Genomic DNA, 16,820 nt, shown 5'->3' with positions numbered 1-16,820 from the left:
TTAGTGATTACCATTATTCATTCCGTAACCATTGTCACACTTAACCGGAATAACGACATTTTTGAAGGGTATGTCACTATTAAAAATAATACATTTGAGAAAACTGGTGAGGGAAGCCCCCCTGATATAGAAATTGAACAGGCTGACAAGGTCATTGATGGTAAAAGAAAATGGCTCCTTCCTGGTTTTATTAATACGCACGGACATTTAGGGAGTGCTTTATTACGTGGAGCGGGCGATGACATGCCTTTAATGACGTGGTTAAAGCAGGTAATGTGGCCAAACGAATCCCGGTTTGACAGGGAAACAGTATTGCAGGCAGCCCAGGTGGCTATGGTTGAAATGATTAAGTCAGGGACGACGACGTTTTTGGATATGTACCATCTGCATATGGAGGAGACAGCAAAGCTGGTTATAGACAAAGGTTTAAGAGCTGTACTCGGACGGGGGATGATCGGTTTATGCCCTTCGCATGAACAAGAGGATAAATTAGCTGAGTCTGTTTCCTTATTTAAGACATTTAATGGGGGGGGAGACGGAAGATTATCTATTGTGCTTGCACCGCATGCTCCTTATACCTGCCCGCCTCCTTTCTTGAAACGTGTGGCTGAAACTGCTGAAAAATACCGGATGATGATTCATACCCATGTTTCAGAAACAAGAGGCGAAGTGGAAGAGCATATCAAAACTTACGGAAAGAGGCCGGTTAGTCATCTGGATGAACTTGGTGTATTTAACGGTCCTGTTTTGGCCGCGCATGCTGTTCATGTTAACGAAGAAGAAATTGAAATTTTAAAAAACAGGGGAGCAGCCATTTCCCATAACCCTGCAAGTAATTTAAAACTGGGCTCAGGGGTAGCTCCTGTCCCTGATTTTCTGGAAAAGGGGATCACGGTGAGTCTCGGTACAGATTCCACTGCCAGCAACAATAATCTTGATATGTTTGAAGAGGCCCGTTTATCCGCATTAATTCATAAAGGGACACGGGAAAATCCGGAGGTTACCAGTGCGAAGGATACTCTTGAAATGGCTACACTTAAAGGGGCTGAGGCTTTAAGTATAGATAAATTGGGGAAAATAGAGAGGGACTTTAAAGCAGATTTTATTTTAGTGGACCCCGGCCAGGCCCATCTTACTCCCTGGAACAAAGACAGGCTCCTTTCCCACCTTGTTTATGCAGCAAGAGGCAGCGACGTGACTGATACATTTATTGATGGTAAGGCAGTTTATTCTGATCGTCAGTTATTGCTGTTTGATGAAGAAAAGATAGTTTTTGAAGCCAATCAGCTGGCAAAAAAATTCTTATAATACTAACATTCATTTTTAAATGTGATAAAATAGGTTGCATATTCTCCGTTTTAGCTGCAGAACTATCCATGTTGGAGGTGGAGTGGGACAATGGGAGAAAAAGGGGTAAAAAAGTTAAGTACTGTAAAAGTTAATGAGTGTGAAGACCTTTATAAAATAGTAGATAATCTGAACCGTACTCTGAAAGACAGAGACCTTATGTTCGGATTAGCCCTGGATGACCAGGAAAGAGAGAAAATGGTTTTTACCATTTATGAAACGTGAGTGATGAAAGATGAAAGCTTGGATTATTTCCATTTCAGCTGTCTTTATTATAGGGTTTATTGCCTTCTCTTCTTATATTTATTACGTTACAGCAGAACCGCTCAGGGAACGGGAAGAAGCGGCTGTTCAGCTGGCCTCTGAACATGTCTCACTTTCTGAAGTGCGTGATATTCAGTATTACCACGGCCGCCGCTCCTATCAGGTCATTGATGCGGTTAATGAAGATGGAGAAGATATTTACATATGGGTAGAAGAGGATGAAGACAGGGATGATGTTAATATTGAGGTAAGGCTGCATTCTGAAGGACTTACCAAAGAGGAAGTTATTGAAATTGCCGTATCCGAACTGGAGATCCAGTCTATAAAATCAGTTCGGCTTGGGATGACAGGCTCTACTCCTGTATATGAAGTGAGTTATATGGATCAAGTAGACCGTCATTCATTTTATTATCTTACTTTTGAAGATGGCACGTATATCCGCCATTACCAATTTTTATCGTAAGCTGTTTCAAATCCAATTAATATACAAGGAGCGATTAAATCATGAAATTTTCTTCTCGCGTGACATCCATTACACCATCTTCAACCCTTGCAATTACAGCAAAAGCTAAACAGTTAAAAGCGGAAGGCCACGATGTGATCGGTTTAGGTGCCGGAGAACCTGATTTTAATACACCTCAGTACATTATTGAAGCGAGCTATAAATCGATGCTGGAGGGCCATACAAAATATACGCCGGCTGCCGGTTTGCCCGACTTAAAAAAAGCAGTAGCTGATAAGTTTAAAGCTGATCAGGGTATTGATTATACTAATGAGGAAATCATTGTAACAAGTGGAGCCAAGCATTCTCTTTCACTTCTTTTTCAGACGATTTTACAGGAAGGTGAAGAAGTCATTATTCCAACGCCATATTGGGTAAGCTACCCTGAGCAGGTGAAAATTGCCGGGGGGAACCCGGTTTTTGTGGAAGGGAAGGAAGAACACGATTTTAAAGTGACGTTAGCGCAATTGGAAGAGGCAGTAACTGATAAAACAAAAGCTTTAATCGTCAATTCTCCCAGTAACCCAACAGGCGTCATGTATGAAGAGTCAGAATTGAAAGAAATAGGAGACTTTTGCCTGAAGCATAACATCGTCATCGTTTCTGATGAAATTTATGAAAAGCTCATTTATGACGGAAAAAAACATGTGTCTATTGCCCAGCTGTCTCCGGAACTGAAAGAGCAGACTCTTATTGTGAACGGCGTATCCAAATCCCATTCCATGACAGGCTGGAGAATCGGTTATACAGCCGGTAATAAGGAAATTATTAAAAAGATGTCTAATGTGGCAAGCCATACGACTTCTAATCCGGCTGTCATGTCACAATACGGCGCAATTGCCGCATATACAGAGGACGACGGTTCTGTTGAACATATGCGCACCGCGTTTGAAGACAGATTAAATAAAGTCTATCCTCAACTGAATGAAATTCCAGGTTTTTCGTGCGTTAAACCTCAGGGAGCCTTTTATCTTTTTCCGAATGTCAAAGAAGCTGTTGAGAAGAGTTCATATGATACAACAGATGACTGGGTTAAAGCTCTTCTAGAAGAAGAAAAAGTGGCTGTAGTACCTGGCAGCGGGTTTGGTGCACCGGATAATATCAGACTGTCTTATGCCACCAGCCTTGATCAGATCGAAGGGGCGCTCGAGCGGATCAAGCGTTTTGTAGAGAAGCATTCTTAAACTGAATGAGAGGCACCTGTTTCAATTTATGGAAACAGGTGCTTCCCGTGTGATTGACTTCTTTTTTACACGAAAGGTATAATAAAAAACGATATGTCACTATTAAAAGATAACATGCAAATTGCTGGAGGGAATAATGTGAAAACGACTATTTCGGAAGTTGGGAAACATGTTGGAGAAACAGTAACAATTGGTGCCTGGCTGGCTAACAAACGTTCAAGCGGTAAGATCGCTTTTTTACAATTGAGAGATGGGACAGGTTTTATTCAAGGTGTATTAGTTAAAGCTGAAGCCGGAGAAGAAACCTTCCAAAAAGCTAAAGAATTAACTCAGGAAAGTTCGTTGTACATAACAGGCGTCGTAAGAGAAGATGACCGAGCCCCATCCGGTTATGAGCTGACCGTGCAGGGATTTGAGGTCATTCACGAAGCGAATGATTACCCGATTACACCAAAAGAACACGGGACGGAATTCTTAATGGATCACCGTCATTTGTGGCTCCGGTCAAAACGGCAGCACGCAATTATGAAAATCCGTAACGAAATTATTAGAGCAACTTATGAATTTTTTAATGATAACGGATTTGTTAAAGTAGATCCTCCTATTCTTACAGGAAGCTCTGCAGAAGGAACCACTAACTTATTTCATACGAAATATTTTGATGAGGATGCGTTTCTCTCCCAGAGCGGACAGTTATACATGGAAGCAGCAGCCATGGCATTAGGGAAAGTTTTCTCATTCGGACCGACATTCCGTGCTGAAAAGTCAAAAACAAGACGGCATCTTATTGAATTCTGGATGATAGAACCTGAGATGGCTTTCATGGATCATGAGGAAAGTCTGCAATTACAGGAAGCTTACGTAAGCTTTATAGTCCAGTCAGTACTTGAAAAATGCCCGCTGGAGTTAAATGCACTGGAAAGGGATACTTCTAAACTGGAGAATGTCAAAGCTCCTTTCCCGAGAATTTCGTATGATGAAGCAATTGAATTCTTAAAAGAAGAAGGTTATGAAATAGAATGGGGAGAAGACTTTGGCGCTCCACATGAAACGGCTATAGCTGAAAAATATGATAAGCCGGTATTTATTACTAATTATCCGAAAGACATTAAAGCTTTTTATATGAAACCGCACCCTGACCGGGACGATGTCGTTTTATGTGCTGACCTGATTGCACCGGAAGGCTATGGGGAGATTATCGGCGGCAGTCAGAGAATTGATGATGAAGAATTGCTTAAACAGCGTTATGACGAGCACAATCTGTCACAGGAAGCTTATCAATGGTACTTAGACTTAAGAAAATACGGGTCTGTCCCTCATTCAGGATTTGGCTTAGGGCTAGAGCGTACAGTCGGATGGATAAGCGGGACAGAACATGTACGTGAAACCATTCCATTTCCACGCTTGTTAAACCGCCTTTACCCATAAAGGAGAACCAGCCATATTTACTAAAAACCAATAGTAGTGTACAGAAGCGGGAATGGTGTTTCAAAAAGAGCTTAACCGGCCTTTTGGAGCACCATCTTCTTTTTGAAGAAATTTAAGGAAAAGAGGTGAACCAACTTGGAAAAAGATTTAAGTTTACAGCTCCTCCTGGAAAAGCCGTTTACTTTGCCTGGACTTCTTTTTAGACATTATAAGGCTCTTGGATTATCGGATTTGCAATTTTTATTACTTATACACATACGCCAGTTTCACCAGGAAGGTAATGATTTTCCCACTCCTCAAGACTTGGTGAACCGGATGACAATCGATGAACAGGAGTGCACCCGGCAGTTAAAACAGCTTTTAACAAATCGTTTTATTGAAATCGAAGAAGTTAAAAACAGGGAAGAAAAAATTTCTGAGTCTATTTCAATCGATCCTTTATTTGAAAAACTTCACCTTCTTTTAAATGAAGAAGAATTGAAAGGGCAGGACGAAGAGAAGAAAGCTGAAGAAGGGCGTCTGTTTCAAAGATTTGAGCAGGAATTTGCCAGGCCTTTATCGCCAATGGAGATGGAAATGGTCTCTATGTGGCTTGACGAAGACAGGCACCAGCCGTATATGATTGAAGCGGCATTAAGGGAATCAGTTGTTTCTTCCCGATTAAACTTTCGATACATTGACAGGATCCTGTTTGATTGGAAGAAGAACGGAGTTAAAACAGTTGAACAGGCGAAAGCCCATGGGGAAAAGGTGCGGAGTCATCATTCTTCAAGAAATTATTCAAAGCAGACTGAAGAAAAACCGAAGAAAAGACATCCGGGCTATAATTGGCTGGAAGGAGATGGAGAGTAAACATGCTTACTAAAAAACAAATTGACTACGTCCTTGATACGATAGGGGAGATGTTTCCCGAAGCTGAGTGTGAATTAACCCATTCGAATCCTTTTGAATTGCTGGTAGCCGTCGTTCTTTCCGCTCAGGCCACAGACGCGCTTGTAAATAAAGTCACACCGGGGTTATTCAAAAAATATAAGTCTCCGGAAGACTTTATGGAAGTGCCATTGGAAGAGTTGGAACAGGATATAAGGTCTATAGGTTTATTTCGAAGTAAAGCTAAAAATATTAAGAAGCTTTCTTATTCTCTTATAGAAAAGTATGATGGGAAAGTACCAAGTGAAAGAGATGAGCTGGTGACTTTAGCGGGAGTAGGAAGGAAAACCGCGAATGTCGTTGCATCTGTTGCTTTTGATGAACCGGCTATTGCTGTAGATACACATGTAGAAAGAGTAAGTAAACGGCTCGGTATTTGCAGGTGGAAAGATTCAGTGCTTGAAGTGGAAAAAACGTTAATGCGGAAAATCCCTGAAGAGTTATGGTCCGACACGCATCACAGACTCATTTTTTTCGGCCGGTACCATTGTAAGTCACAATCACCCCAATGTATGGAATGTCCTCTGCTTCATATGTGTCGCGAAGGTAAAAAACGTTTAAAGAAAAAAGGGATCGAAGTAAAATGAGCTCAGTTGCCGTTCCAAAACCATTCTGTATCAGGCCATTTTATGACCTCACGTCGTTTATAGAAATAGACGGGGACAGAGGATTTCTTTCAGGAGATTACAAACCGGAGTTATTATTTTACGATGACATCACGCGTTTTATTAAGAAAGATAAGGAAGAGCTGATTAACAGTCCATGGGAAGAGCCATCCAACTCTTTGGCTTTGGCTCAAACAAGGTGGAAGGATAATGGAAAGCCTTTAATAAAGGCCTTTCTGAAAAACCGGGACAGGTTTAATGCTAAATCATTAATGATTCAATATGCGGCGCTTTACATCCAATGTAATCACTGGGTGGACGGAAAGCCGGTAGAAGACTTGCATCGTATTGCTTCATCTATTAACCGCATGCCATATTCGCCAGTCAACCTGGAAGACCGTTTAAACTTTATTTTAGAGTGCTCTGGCCACCACCATGCGTTTACAGCACTTGATCAGCTTTATACAGAATCAGCTAAAAAGTGGGCGTTGTACTTATTATAAAAGGGTATCATCCTGTACATTGGATGATACCCTTTTATGGTTAATTAACTGTTGTTGCTGTTATTATCTTCATTATTTGATGGTTCCTCGCTTACTTCGATCTGTGGTTCTTCGTTATTATCGGTATTGTCAGGTGCGTTTTCCGGTTCTTCTTCAGGTTCATTCTGGTTCGGTTCTTCATTGTTAGTTTCAGTGTTGTTTTCATTATTGCTTGCATTTGTGTCATTATCACCTGGAGCGTTATTTCCAGTATTGCTGTTATCGTCATTTATATCATTGTTATTTTCAGGCTCATTATTCTCGTTTTGCTCATTTTCCTCATTTAGTTCATTTTCCTCGTTTTCTTCATTTTCCTCATTCTGTTCATTCTCTTCGTTCATTTCGTTTTCTTCATTTAATTCGTCGTCCTCACCGTCACCTTCTTCCGGAATTCTTACTTCAACGGTTGAAGGATCGCTTGTTAAATTCTCATCCTCGTCAGAGAGAGCGGTGACACGAATTGAATAAGTTTCCCCGTATTCAGGGTTCTCTAATATATATTGCATGTCTTTAGTTATATCTACCAAAGTATAATCTGAGCTCTGGCTGTCTTTAATCTCCAGCCTGAAACTGAATTCATCTCTTAAATTGCCGGGATAATCCCATTCAATTGAGATGGCATGCTGCTCTTCGTCGTAAGAAGCTTTTAAACCGCGGATAGATTCCGCTTCTTCAAACTCTTCAGACACGGTCGAAGGTTCGGTTCCCTTTACAAAATATTCTTGAATAATCTCGCTTTCCGGCGTATAATCACTCGGCAGCTTGCCGGTTGATTTCTCAATTGCTACTCTTACAACCGAATCAGGCTGTGAAAAGTCGGAAGTTTCACGGTTTTCATGGGCATAACTCATGACTGCCTTGAAAATATGCCGGGAAATTTGATGTTCGTTGTTATTCATAAGAATTTGCCCGTCTTCCGCATTTGGATACCCTGTCCAAACAGCAGCAGTCAATTCAGTGGTATAGCCGGCAAACCAAGAGTCTCTGATCGCTCTATCCGGTATATTATATTTTTCTCTGTCCTCAGGTGTAAAGTTACTTGACCCCGTTTTACCTGCTACCGGAAGCCCTGGAATTTGGGCCTCTGTTCCTGTTCCGGATTGTACGGCGTCTTTCAGCATGTCTGAAATCATAAATGCTGTGTAGTCATTCATTGCTTGCTCCGGTTCAGGAGACAAGTCAATGACTGTTCCGTCAGGGAACTCGACTTTTCTGACAGTGTGCGGGCGGTTATATTCTCCGCCGTTTCCGAAAGCCCCATAAGCCCCCGTCATTTGATAGGAAGACACACCGTTAGCTCCTAAAGCATAGGCTTCATGCATCTCATCCAACGGTATGCCGAGACTTTGTCCAAACGCCTGCGCTTTATCTAAACCAACCTCGTGAAGGGCTTTAACCGCAGGGACGTTCAAGGATTTTTTCAGTGCTTCCCGCATAGAAACAGAACCTTCAAAGGATCGGGTAAAGTTTCTGACAGGAGTTCCATTGGAATACGTATATTCCTCATCTACAATTTGATGGTAAGTCGACCATTTAAGTTCATCGATAGCCGGTCCGTAATCAAGAATAGGTTTAATCGAAGATCCGGCTTGCCTTCTCGGGTTAGTTGCCCAGTTCCACTGCCTCACACCTTGTGCAGGCTCACGCATGCCTCCAATAGCCCTTACTTGGCCTGTTTTTGTTTCCATTAAGGTGATGCCTGCCTGGAACAGGTCATCAGGATAATTAATAACATCCCCTGACTGCATGACGTGCTCGACATGGGACTGGAGGTCCTGATCCAGGTTGGTGTAAATTTTTAATCCTCCGGTATATATATCGCTTGCTTCCACACCGTCAATACTTTCAACTTCGTCTAATACCTGATCGATATAAGCCTGATATTGATGGTTTTCCCGTTCGCTTCGCTGAAGCTGGTCTTCCACCGGAATACTCATAGCTTCTTCTGCTTGTTCTGCCGTAATTTTGTCGTTATTCAACATACGGTTAATAACTGTATTACGCCTGTTTTCAGCCCCTTCAGGATTATTAAAGGGATTGTGGGCATTGGGCCGCTGCGGAATACCTGCCAGTAATGCAGCATCTTCTATCGTAAGCTCATCAAGGTCTTTACTGAAATAATAGTTTGCAGCTTCAACTACCCCATAGCGTGAATCTGAGAAATAAATAGCATTCAGATACATTTCAAGAATTTGATCTTTCGTAAACTGCTGCTCAAGGCGCACAGCTAAATACTGTTCCTGCAGTTTTCTTGTTATGGTTTTATCAAATTCAAAAAAGAGGTTTTTAACGACCTGCTGGGTTATTGTACTGGCACCTTCGCTTCCGAAACCTCCGGTAATATTTGCCCGGATGGCTCCGCCGATTCGGCGCATATCTATACCAAAATGATCATAAAAACGCGCATCTTCAACCGAAAGCACGGCATCCTTCAACACATCGGGTACATCATTAATATTAGCCATCCGGCGATTTTCTGCCGCATGGAGTGTTGTAATTAATTCATCATCTTTATCCATAATTTCAGGGTTTAAAGCAAGAATAAGTTTATCCTGATCGAGATCTGGTGCACCGCTTATAATAGCAACAACTGAAATACCTCCGGCGATCATCATGGCAAGAAGAATGACAGCCAGAGCAGTCATAATTTTTTTGAACTTGCCGCTCCGGTTTGAAGTCTTCCCGCCTGACGGTTTTTTCCGCTTTTTATTGTTTTGTTTTCTCTCTTGTCTGGAAAGATTGTTTTCAGACATGTTCATCTTCCTTTCAAACTGTACAGATAACTGCTTTACCTGTTTTCCAGTATTTTATCAATAGTTTTTAAGTAATCTATCCTTGGGTGAAACCCTAAAGGAATATGATAACCGTATTTTTCTATATCTTTTTTCGAAATAGATTTCCGTTTTGTGTCCTGTTCTTCATAAAAACGAATGAGTTCCTCAGCTTCCAGTAAGTAAACTTCTTCATATAAGGAAAACCTTAGTAGGGCAAACGTTAAACCTCCATGATTCAGCACTTCCTTCATATGCTGTATCTGATGGGAATGGAAATTTTTTAATGGGAAACTTTGTTTATTTTTTGTTTCTTTAGCTTCGAAATCTATATAGTAACCTCTGTAAACCCCGTTGTAATCAGTTGTAGAAGGTTTCTTAAAGTAAGCTTCAGTCACTACAGCTGCACTCCGCTTCGGGTAATTTACTTTTACAATTTGCAGGGGGGTAGGTTTCTTATGAATGACGGCCCGTTTATGCGACCGGTAATATTGGTTAGATTCGTTAATATCCTCCTCCAGGGTCATGCCCCGATTACTGTAACGTTCATCTTTTTTATAGACGTTTTTTTTCCTTGAAAGGATTCGCTTATTTTCAAATTTTTTTCCGTTCGGGTATCGAATAGTCATCATCAACTTCCTTTTCTAACATCATTTTTCAAAGGAAAAGAAATCATCACTATATCTTACCATATTTAACTATTAAGAGAATAGACTTTAAGGCTATTTTCAGGTGAGTAAGAAGCGAGAAGGCGAGAGAGAATAAGGAAGTAATAATATAGAGGAAAAGGGTGGTTGTATGAAGGAACCGGCTGAAACTGCAATTAGCTGGATAAAGCTGCAGACTGAGCGTTTAAATAAAGATAATATTTCACGAACAGAGGCATATAAAGAGTATTTCCTCCGCAATCCTGAAATAAAGTGGGCTTATTTAGCAAGTATGGTTTCGAGGAATGCGGGGTGGTCAATGAGTGATTTAACCGGAGAGCCGATGAGCCGGCTGTTATCCAAAGAATGGAGAAGAAGGTTTTTTATAACTTTTGAAAGGGCTAACTGGATGATATTTTCTGATGCCTATCCTCAATTACTAATTTATGAGTTCTCAAAAAAAACTGGCAGGCCTTTGTTCAAAAAACTGGCAGAATTTAAAGTCGCAGGATGGATGATTAAGGAATGGGAGTATTTCTGGAGCAGTCAAAACACTCAGAGGCTGGTGGAAGCTTTAATTGTAAATGAACAGCACGTCATTGATATACCAGTAATAAATGCGCCATTTTTTAAAAAAACTCTATTTAAAAAAGCTGTTTTTAAGTGGCAGGAGCGACTCCACTTCAACACCGTTTTGTTTCCTTCCAACACTGGTAACCTTTACGGGGCATCGGTCACACACTTCCCGGAGGTAAGAAAAAGAATTAAGTTAGGGAAAGAACTTGCGTGGATCCTGTTAAAGTCACCAGAGAAACACAGCATCTATTCCTACTTTATTAATTATCCTTACTTCGGCAACCGGGCAATTGATATTCCCCATATCCATAAAAATGCCGGGCACCTCCCACTCAGGTTCAAATTTCCGGAAATTCACCATAATGACGAACATAGATCTGACTGGTCAAATGACCCCAGGTATAATCCAGACAGGCAATTAATTAAACGAGTAAAGCCTCCCCGCTCATACTGCCTGACAAAATGGTATTTAACTAAACAATCACAACTTGAAATTGCGGGAAAAGCTGCATTTTTAATTAGTGATTTGAAAGAAGAGGGGTAAAATGTATTAGTAGCTTGTTCAGCTTCTGCTTTTACAGCAAAGTAAAAAAACGGTAATGCAGGAAAAGCCCCGTTACCGTTTTAATTCGTTTATTAACAGGCTCAATTAAGTGGAAGGACGATCTGGACCTACGTTCTTTTTATCTATATGGCCCTGTGCGTCTTTTGGAAATTTACTATCCGTGCGGTAATCTTTCCTAAGCTGCTCCTTACTTTCATTTCGTTGCTTTTTCATGCTTTCACCTCCCTTATAATTATTCTGCTCTCATGCTATAAAAAGATTCATGGCTGTTTTATTGGTTTTTTTTCTTTCTTTGCCGAATATAAACTAGTTTTGTCAGGCATGAAGGGTTTGACGGAGATTTGGAGAAAATCAGAGTAAATAATGAAAAGGGGAGATTATGATGCCTGAAAAAATGTGGAAAACGAGAGAAGTTGCAAAGGCTATTAATGTAAACCCGTCAACAGTTCAACGCTGGATTAAATACTTTCACCTGACTACGAAAGTTAATGCTAAAGGACATTTTGAGATGACAGACGATACTTACGATAAAATAAAGTTTATTCATTCTGAAACAAAGCAGGGGAAAAAGCTGAAGGAAATAGTGATGGAAGGAGACAGGGAGACTGGACGCGGCAAGATGGTACCGGCAAGTGCTATGGATGAAAAAATAGACATGTTAATTCGGCAGGTTGAACACCTGGACAGGCAGCTTAACAATAAAGCTGACGAAGTAGTGGAATATCAGGTTCTCAATCAACGCAAAGAAATTAATGAGCTGAATGAATTAATCAGTCATTTATCTTCCCGATTAAAAACTCTGGAAGAGAGTTTGCAGCAAAAAGAAAATGCGGATCTCACGGCACAAAATGGGCCCCAGAAAAAACGCCGTCTGGCAGGTATATTTAGTTTTTAAGCTATTTTTGCTACAATCTCCTTGAGGTGACGTTTAATGACAGAAGACCAACAAAAGAAATTACATTTACAAACGAATAAACTGAAGGAGTTAAACAACGATGCGTACGGCTATTTCAAGCTCTATTCAGAAGGAGATAAAGCAGCTGATTTCATCGAGACAGTAAAACCTTTTGCTGATCAGGTAAAAGAAGAGCTGAATAGATGGAAGCCACTCGCTTTAGAGTGGATTAAATGGAAAAAGCCGCCTTATCTTCATCCTGAACAAATTGAGCAGCTGGAGGAAAATTTTGAAATACTTTCAGTTACTTGTTTCCAAAAAGATACGAAAAGAAAAAAACTGACTGAACGATACAAATCGATTGAATACACCCTCTCGCTCATTTTGCAGCCGTAGACATACTGGCAGCTTAATAAGCAGGATTTGAAAAGCCCGCACAATAACAAGCGGTTTTAAACAGATTCTGCTTTTTTTGTTTGGGCTCTTTACCTTTGTAGGGAAATTACAGGGAATCCCTTAAATTAGTTTAGACGAAACAGCATTTATTCAGCTGGATTGGCATTCAATCAGCGAAAAGAGGAGTTCTATCAGCGATTTTAAGTCTCTATCAGTTCAGAAGGAGTTTCTTTATTCTTGGCTTCAGCAACAGACTTTATAAGAATCTTTATGTTATACTCTATTGGTGATAAAAAATAGAGGGTGTGGAAAAAAGTGTTAAGGAAAGTTATGTTTTTTTGGGGAATAGTTATACTGCTTTTCGTTACCGGGTGTGATGAACCCGAAAATTGGGAAGAGCTGGAGAATGAGAGCACAGCCTCAGAACTCGTTCAATTTATGGACGATTATAAAGAAGCATGGGAAGAGAGTCTGGAACAGCAGTCCTATTCTGTTGTGGAACCTTTTTTTATTGGTAACAGCCATGTTTATCACATGGAAAGAAGACATCATCAGCAGCTGACCGGAGAAAGGAAAAAGGAGACATTATTAAATGTTTCTGATCTTCTTATTGAAGCGAATGAATATGATGAGTACCGGTTTACATGGAACGAAGAGGTGGAAGTAGACCAGGTGGGTATAACAGTAACTGAAAAAAGAACGAGGACGTACTATATTGCTGAGGGCAGAGACGGTTACCGTATTACAGCTATTGAACGCGCAGAGGAAGAAGAATAACAAGGGGCAGATCCTGGGTAATTCGATGGAGCTGGGACAAAAGAATAGTAATCATAAAGAAAGCCGAACAAAATTTTCGAATTTTGTTCGGCTGTTCTTTTGAGAAAAGGAGTGATTTTAGTCCGCCAGGCGGACGCTTGCCCAGGGGCTTGTCTTCAGCTAAATTCAACTCAGCCTCGAGCTTCGTTAAATTGGATCTTCAGACTGCGCTTAACCCCTGTGGCGTCGCCGCCTTCTGTCCTTTAATCAAAAAAACTAAGGCTATTTAATAATTGGTAAAACTAAAAGTGGGCCACCTCATAAGATGTCTAATAAAAATTATTGTTCGTCCTTTATAAACTTGTCTTTAGTTTTGTCCCAGCCTCATTCTTTTTCCCCGCTTACGTACATTTTATATTTTTTCTACATCAAAAACTCTGAAACCTTCAGCTTCCAAATGACTGATCATTTCCTTTAGAGTGGTTTCATCTGTTTCCTTTGGAAGGGTAACGATCACCCGCCGGAAGAAAGTACTCTCATTATCAAGGGACATCAAACTCTGTATATTTGTATATTTCTTAAGGCTCGAAACAATAGTGCTTAAGGCACCCTGATATTCGTGAGTGGAAATGGTTAAAGTGTAACTTCCGGTTTTAATACCCCAGGAATCTTCCAGAATCTCCATAACGTTCGCATGAGTAAGTATACCTGTAAAATGATGGCTTTCATTTAACACAGCTAAATACGGGTACATTTTAATGCTGGAAAATATTCTGAAGAAAGATGCCTGTTCTTGTATGTAAACTTCCTGATCATCAATAAGGGTCATGACAGAATCATCCCAGGAGACAGCTTCTTTTACGATTGCCCGGTATATATCCTGAACGTAAATATTTCCTTTAAAGGAACTTCCATCCAAAACAGGAATACACCGGTACCCACTCTGCTCAAGTTCTTCCACTGCCTCTCTAATTGTATAAGAAGCCTTGCAGAAAACAACTTTTTCTTTAGGAATAATATTATATTTAATCTTCATATAGCTCCCCTTTCTGTTGCAGTCTAATTTAATTATAGCAGTCCGGATTAATATTAGTTAAATATTTTTTGGAAAATGCTCTTAATTTTAAAAGTGATTATAAAATCACTTTCCTTGAACATGGTACAATAAGAATTAAGTTTCCTGACTACGCATCCTGAGGAGGAATGAAATGAAAGCGCTCATTGTAATTGATTACACAAACGATTTTGTGGCAGATGACGGTAAGCTCACATGTGGCGCAAGAGGACAATCAATAGAGAAAAGAATCACCGACTTAACTAAATTGTTTATGAATACAGAAGATTATATTGTTTTCGCGGTCGATGCACATGAAGAAGAAGATCCTTACCATCCTGAAGCTGACCTTTTTCCACTCCATAATATTAAAGGGACAAAAGGAAGGAAATTATACGGCCAACTCGGACATTTTATCGAAGAACTCCCCTCTCATGAAAAAGACTATTATTTATGGATGGATAAAACCAGGTACAGTGCTTTTGCAGGCACAGAGCTGGAGTTAAAGCTTCGGGAGCGGGGAATCAGTGAAGTTCATTTGACGGGTGTTTGCACAGATATATGTATTCTTCACACTGCTGTCGACGCTTATAATAAAGGCTTTAAAATTGTTGTCCATAAGGATGCTGTAGAAAGTTTTAATCCGGTAGGACATGATTGGGCTCTGGATCATTTTTCCAAAACTTTAGGTGCTAAAGTCGTGGAAAAAGGAGTGGAAGTAAAATAACCCGTGTGGAACCTTTTTATACTGGGTATCTGTTAGTATAGGAGGGATGTATAATGCAATTACAAATGATTAGAAGAAAGCTTGAAGAAGTGGCGCACCTGAGCCAGGAATTAAAGAATTCATATATGCGCTTAGATGAGAATGAAAAAAATGAGTTCAAAGACGGGTATCCTCTGGATGTGGATGTTGATGAGTTTGCAAGACATATGTATGAATGGTCCCAGACTCAGCTTAATAAAAACGAGTAGTAGAGCTATTCAGCTTTATGAAAAGAGAAAAGGGAGCTGCCGCAAAAGTATGCTTTTGAGGACGGCTCCCTTTCTTTAGATTTAACAGAACTTATCGTCTTTTTTAGGATTTTGGAGTCCGAAGAACGGCCTGATAAATAATGCCGCAAATGTGCCAAGCATGCCGAAGACCATCCATAGCCAGCCGTGTACACTGAAAGAAGCGATACCTCCGAAATAAGCTCCAATATTGCACCCGAAAGCAAGCCGGGCTCCGTAACCCATCAAAAGTCCTCCAATAATAGACGCCAGAGCAATTTTAAACGGGATTTTCTTTTTAAAGCTGAATACCCCTCCGGCTGTCGCTGCCATAAAGGCTCCTATCATAACTGCAAAGTTCATTACGCTCGTTGTGTCCTGGAAGACAGACTGTTCAAGCTGGACTTCACGGCCGCCCGACCAGTATCCCCAAGAAAGGACATCAATACCGATAAATTGGGCGATCTTGGACCCCCATAAGGCGAAAGCGCCAGTTATCCCCCAAGGCTCTCCGCGCACCATTAGTGTTAAAGCATTAAATACGGCTAAAATAACAGCTGCAGCAAGAAGGGGCCAAGACCCTCGCACAATTCTTTTAAGGCCTGTTGAAGTTGGAAGAGTACTCATCACTGGGGATTTTCTTTTTTTAGCAACATAAAAAGTAAGTAAGATGACTCCGCCAAAAATAGCCATTTGCAACACCCAGGCACCGAAAAAGCCAAGTCCTGTATCAGTTGCCAGGGAAATCCCCTCGAAATTTGGCATCGTTTCTGTCCAGAATTCAAAATGCCATGCGCCAATAACTGATCCTGCAATAAAGCTGATTAAAACGAGTATCATTGAGGAACGTCCGCCGCCGATAGAATAGAGAGTGCCGGAAGCGCAGCCGTTGCCAAGCTGCATACCGATACCAAACAGAAAAGACCCGACTATTACACTTGTACCGACCGGGGAGACATACCCTGATGGTTCGGCCCCGAATAGTCCAACACCAAAATACAGAATAGGGGCAAAAAGGGTAATTGCTACAGCAAGCATAACCATATGCGCCCGTAATGCTTCACCATTGCCTACAGCAACAAATCTCCTGAAAGCGGAAGTGAAGCCGAAGCGGGCATGAAATAAAGTAAACCCAAGTACAAGGCCAAATACAGTCAGTACGGCCATCGGTGCTCCTGCAATTATATAGCTGATAACGGCCAATACAATAAAAAGAACGGTACCTGCTGCAAAAAAAGATGTTTGCATCGGTGGCAGAGGGGGTGCTGACGTTTCTCTGCCGGATTTATAAGCGAGATTATTCATTACTATCACTCCAAAACATATAGATTTTATCGGGATTAATAATCTATATGAAAGGATAAA

At 40.8% G+C, this 16,820-nt stretch carries 19 protein-coding genes; 14 read left to right on the top strand and 5 right to left on the bottom strand.

Going from position 1 to position 16,820, the window contains the following annotated elements; genetic code table 11:
* Positions 1–3 precede the first annotated feature (3 nt).
* From K8O68_RS06850 to K8O68_RS06815, 8 genes are all read left to right on the top strand, one after another.
* Complete coding sequence (locus K8O68_RS06850) at positions 4–1,308, top strand: amidohydrolase (protein WP_230896181.1); 1,305 nt, start codon at positions 4–6, stop codon at positions 1,306–1,308.
* Between the two features lie 90 nt (positions 1,309–1,398).
* Positions 1,399–1,572 (top strand): YpmA family protein, encoded by a 174-nt coding sequence (locus tag K8O68_RS06845; protein ID WP_093047095.1) that lies wholly within the window; start codon positions 1,399–1,401, stop codon positions 1,570–1,572.
* Between the two features lie 10 nt (positions 1,573–1,582).
* On the top strand, positions 1,583–2,074 hold the full coding sequence (locus K8O68_RS06840) for a cell wall elongation regulator TseB-like domain-containing protein (RefSeq protein WP_230896180.1): 492 nt from the start codon (positions 1,583–1,585) through the stop codon (positions 2,072–2,074).
* Between the two features lie 41 nt (positions 2,075–2,115).
* Positions 2,116–3,297: a pyridoxal phosphate-dependent aminotransferase gene (locus K8O68_RS06835; protein ID WP_230896179.1), complete on the top strand. Its 1,182-nt coding sequence runs from the start codon at positions 2,116–2,118 to the stop codon at positions 3,295–3,297.
* 138 nt (positions 3,298–3,435) lie between these two features.
* Positions 3,436–4,725 (top strand): asparagine--tRNA ligase, encoded by a 1,290-nt coding sequence (gene asnS / locus K8O68_RS06830; RefSeq protein ID WP_230896178.1) that lies wholly within the window; start codon positions 3,436–3,438, stop codon positions 4,723–4,725.
* A 135-nt stretch (positions 4,726–4,860) separates the two neighbouring features.
* A complete protein-coding gene (locus tag K8O68_RS06825; RefSeq protein ID WP_230896177.1) occupies positions 4,861–5,577 on the top strand; it encodes a DnaD domain-containing protein in 717 nt (238 codons plus the stop codon).
* Between the two features lie 2 nt (positions 5,578–5,579).
* Complete coding sequence (nth, locus tag K8O68_RS06820; protein ID WP_230896176.1) at positions 5,580–6,242, top strand: endonuclease III; 663 nt, start codon at positions 5,580–5,582, stop codon at positions 6,240–6,242.
* Positions 6,239–6,763 (top strand): YpoC family protein, encoded by a 525-nt coding sequence (locus K8O68_RS06815; protein ID WP_230896175.1) that lies wholly within the window; start codon positions 6,239–6,241, stop codon positions 6,761–6,763. The genes nth and K8O68_RS06815 overlap by 4 nt, the downstream gene beginning before the upstream one ends.
* Before the next feature lie 44 nt (positions 6,764–6,807).
* On the opposite strand, the gene K8O68_RS06810 is transcribed toward K8O68_RS06815, so the two are convergent.
* Entirely contained in the window at positions 6,808–9,555 is a 2,748-nt protein-coding gene (locus K8O68_RS06810) for a transglycosylase domain-containing protein (protein WP_230896174.1), read from the bottom strand.
* A 35-nt stretch (positions 9,556–9,590) separates the two neighbouring features.
* Positions 9,591–10,202: a Holliday junction resolvase RecU gene (recU, locus tag K8O68_RS06805; RefSeq protein ID WP_093047087.1), complete on the bottom strand. Its 612-nt coding sequence runs from the start codon at positions 10,200–10,202 to the stop codon at positions 9,591–9,593.
* A gap of 169 nt (positions 10,203–10,371) precedes the next feature.
* Between recU and K8O68_RS06800 the strand changes: the two genes are divergently transcribed.
* Positions 10,372–11,340: a DUF2515 family protein gene (locus K8O68_RS06800; RefSeq protein ID WP_230896173.1), complete on the top strand. Its 969-nt coding sequence runs from the start codon at positions 10,372–10,374 to the stop codon at positions 11,338–11,340.
* 105 nt (positions 11,341–11,445) lie between these two features.
* On the opposite strand, the gene K8O68_RS21405 is transcribed toward K8O68_RS06800, so the two are convergent.
* A complete protein-coding gene (locus tag K8O68_RS21405) occupies positions 11,446–11,574 on the bottom strand; it encodes a hypothetical protein (protein ID WP_255717048.1) in 129 nt (42 codons plus the stop codon).
* A gap of 166 nt (positions 11,575–11,740) precedes the next feature.
* Here K8O68_RS21405 and K8O68_RS06795 point away from each other — a divergent pair, with 166 nt between their 5' ends.
* The 3 genes from K8O68_RS06795 to K8O68_RS06785 all read left to right on the top strand — a co-directional run bounded on the left by K8O68_RS06795 (position 11,741) and on the right by K8O68_RS06785 (position 13,429).
* Positions 11,741–12,256, top strand: coding sequence for a MerR family transcriptional regulator (locus K8O68_RS06795; RefSeq protein WP_230896172.1), 516 nt, complete (start codon positions 11,741–11,743; stop codon positions 12,254–12,256).
* A gap of 36 nt (positions 12,257–12,292) precedes the next feature.
* A complete protein-coding gene (locus K8O68_RS06790; RefSeq protein ID WP_230896171.1) occupies positions 12,293–12,652 on the top strand; it encodes a YppE family protein in 360 nt (119 codons plus the stop codon).
* Positions 12,653–12,967: 315 nt separating this feature from the next.
* Positions 12,968–13,429: a TcaA NTF2-like domain-containing protein gene (locus K8O68_RS06785; protein WP_230896170.1), complete on the top strand. Its 462-nt coding sequence runs from the start codon at positions 12,968–12,970 to the stop codon at positions 13,427–13,429.
* A 391-nt stretch (positions 13,430–13,820) separates the two neighbouring features.
* Here the strand turns inward: K8O68_RS06785 and cbpA are convergent, their stop codons facing one another.
* Entirely contained in the window at positions 13,821–14,444 is a 624-nt protein-coding gene (cbpA, locus tag K8O68_RS06780) for a cyclic di-AMP binding protein CbpA (protein ID WP_230896169.1), read from the bottom strand.
* Positions 14,445–14,616: 172 nt separating this feature from the next.
* On the opposite strand from cbpA, the gene K8O68_RS06775 reads away from it, so the two are divergent.
* Both K8O68_RS06775 and K8O68_RS06770 read left to right on the top strand, forming a co-directional pair.
* Complete coding sequence (locus K8O68_RS06775) at positions 14,617–15,189, top strand: cysteine hydrolase family protein (protein WP_230896168.1); 573 nt, start codon at positions 14,617–14,619, stop codon at positions 15,187–15,189.
* A 53-nt stretch (positions 15,190–15,242) separates the two neighbouring features.
* A complete protein-coding gene (locus K8O68_RS06770) occupies positions 15,243–15,437 on the top strand; it encodes a hypothetical protein (protein ID WP_230896167.1) in 195 nt (64 codons plus the stop codon).
* An 81-nt stretch (positions 15,438–15,518) separates the two neighbouring features.
* On the opposite strand, the gene K8O68_RS06765 is transcribed toward K8O68_RS06770, so the two are convergent.
* Positions 15,519–16,760, bottom strand: coding sequence for a YeeE/YedE family protein (locus tag K8O68_RS06765; RefSeq protein WP_230896166.1), 1,242 nt, complete (start codon positions 16,758–16,760; stop codon positions 15,519–15,521).
* Positions 16,761–16,820 lie beyond the last annotated feature (60 nt).

The sequence above is a fragment of the Salipaludibacillus sp. CUR1 genome (assembly GCF_021028955.1).
In the GTDB taxonomy this organism is placed as follows: domain Bacteria; phylum Bacillota; class Bacilli; order Bacillales; family Salisediminibacteriaceae; genus Salipaludibacillus.
The sequence above is the reverse complement of the archived record's forward strand: the minus strand, read 5'-3'. Positions and strand labels throughout refer to the sequence as shown.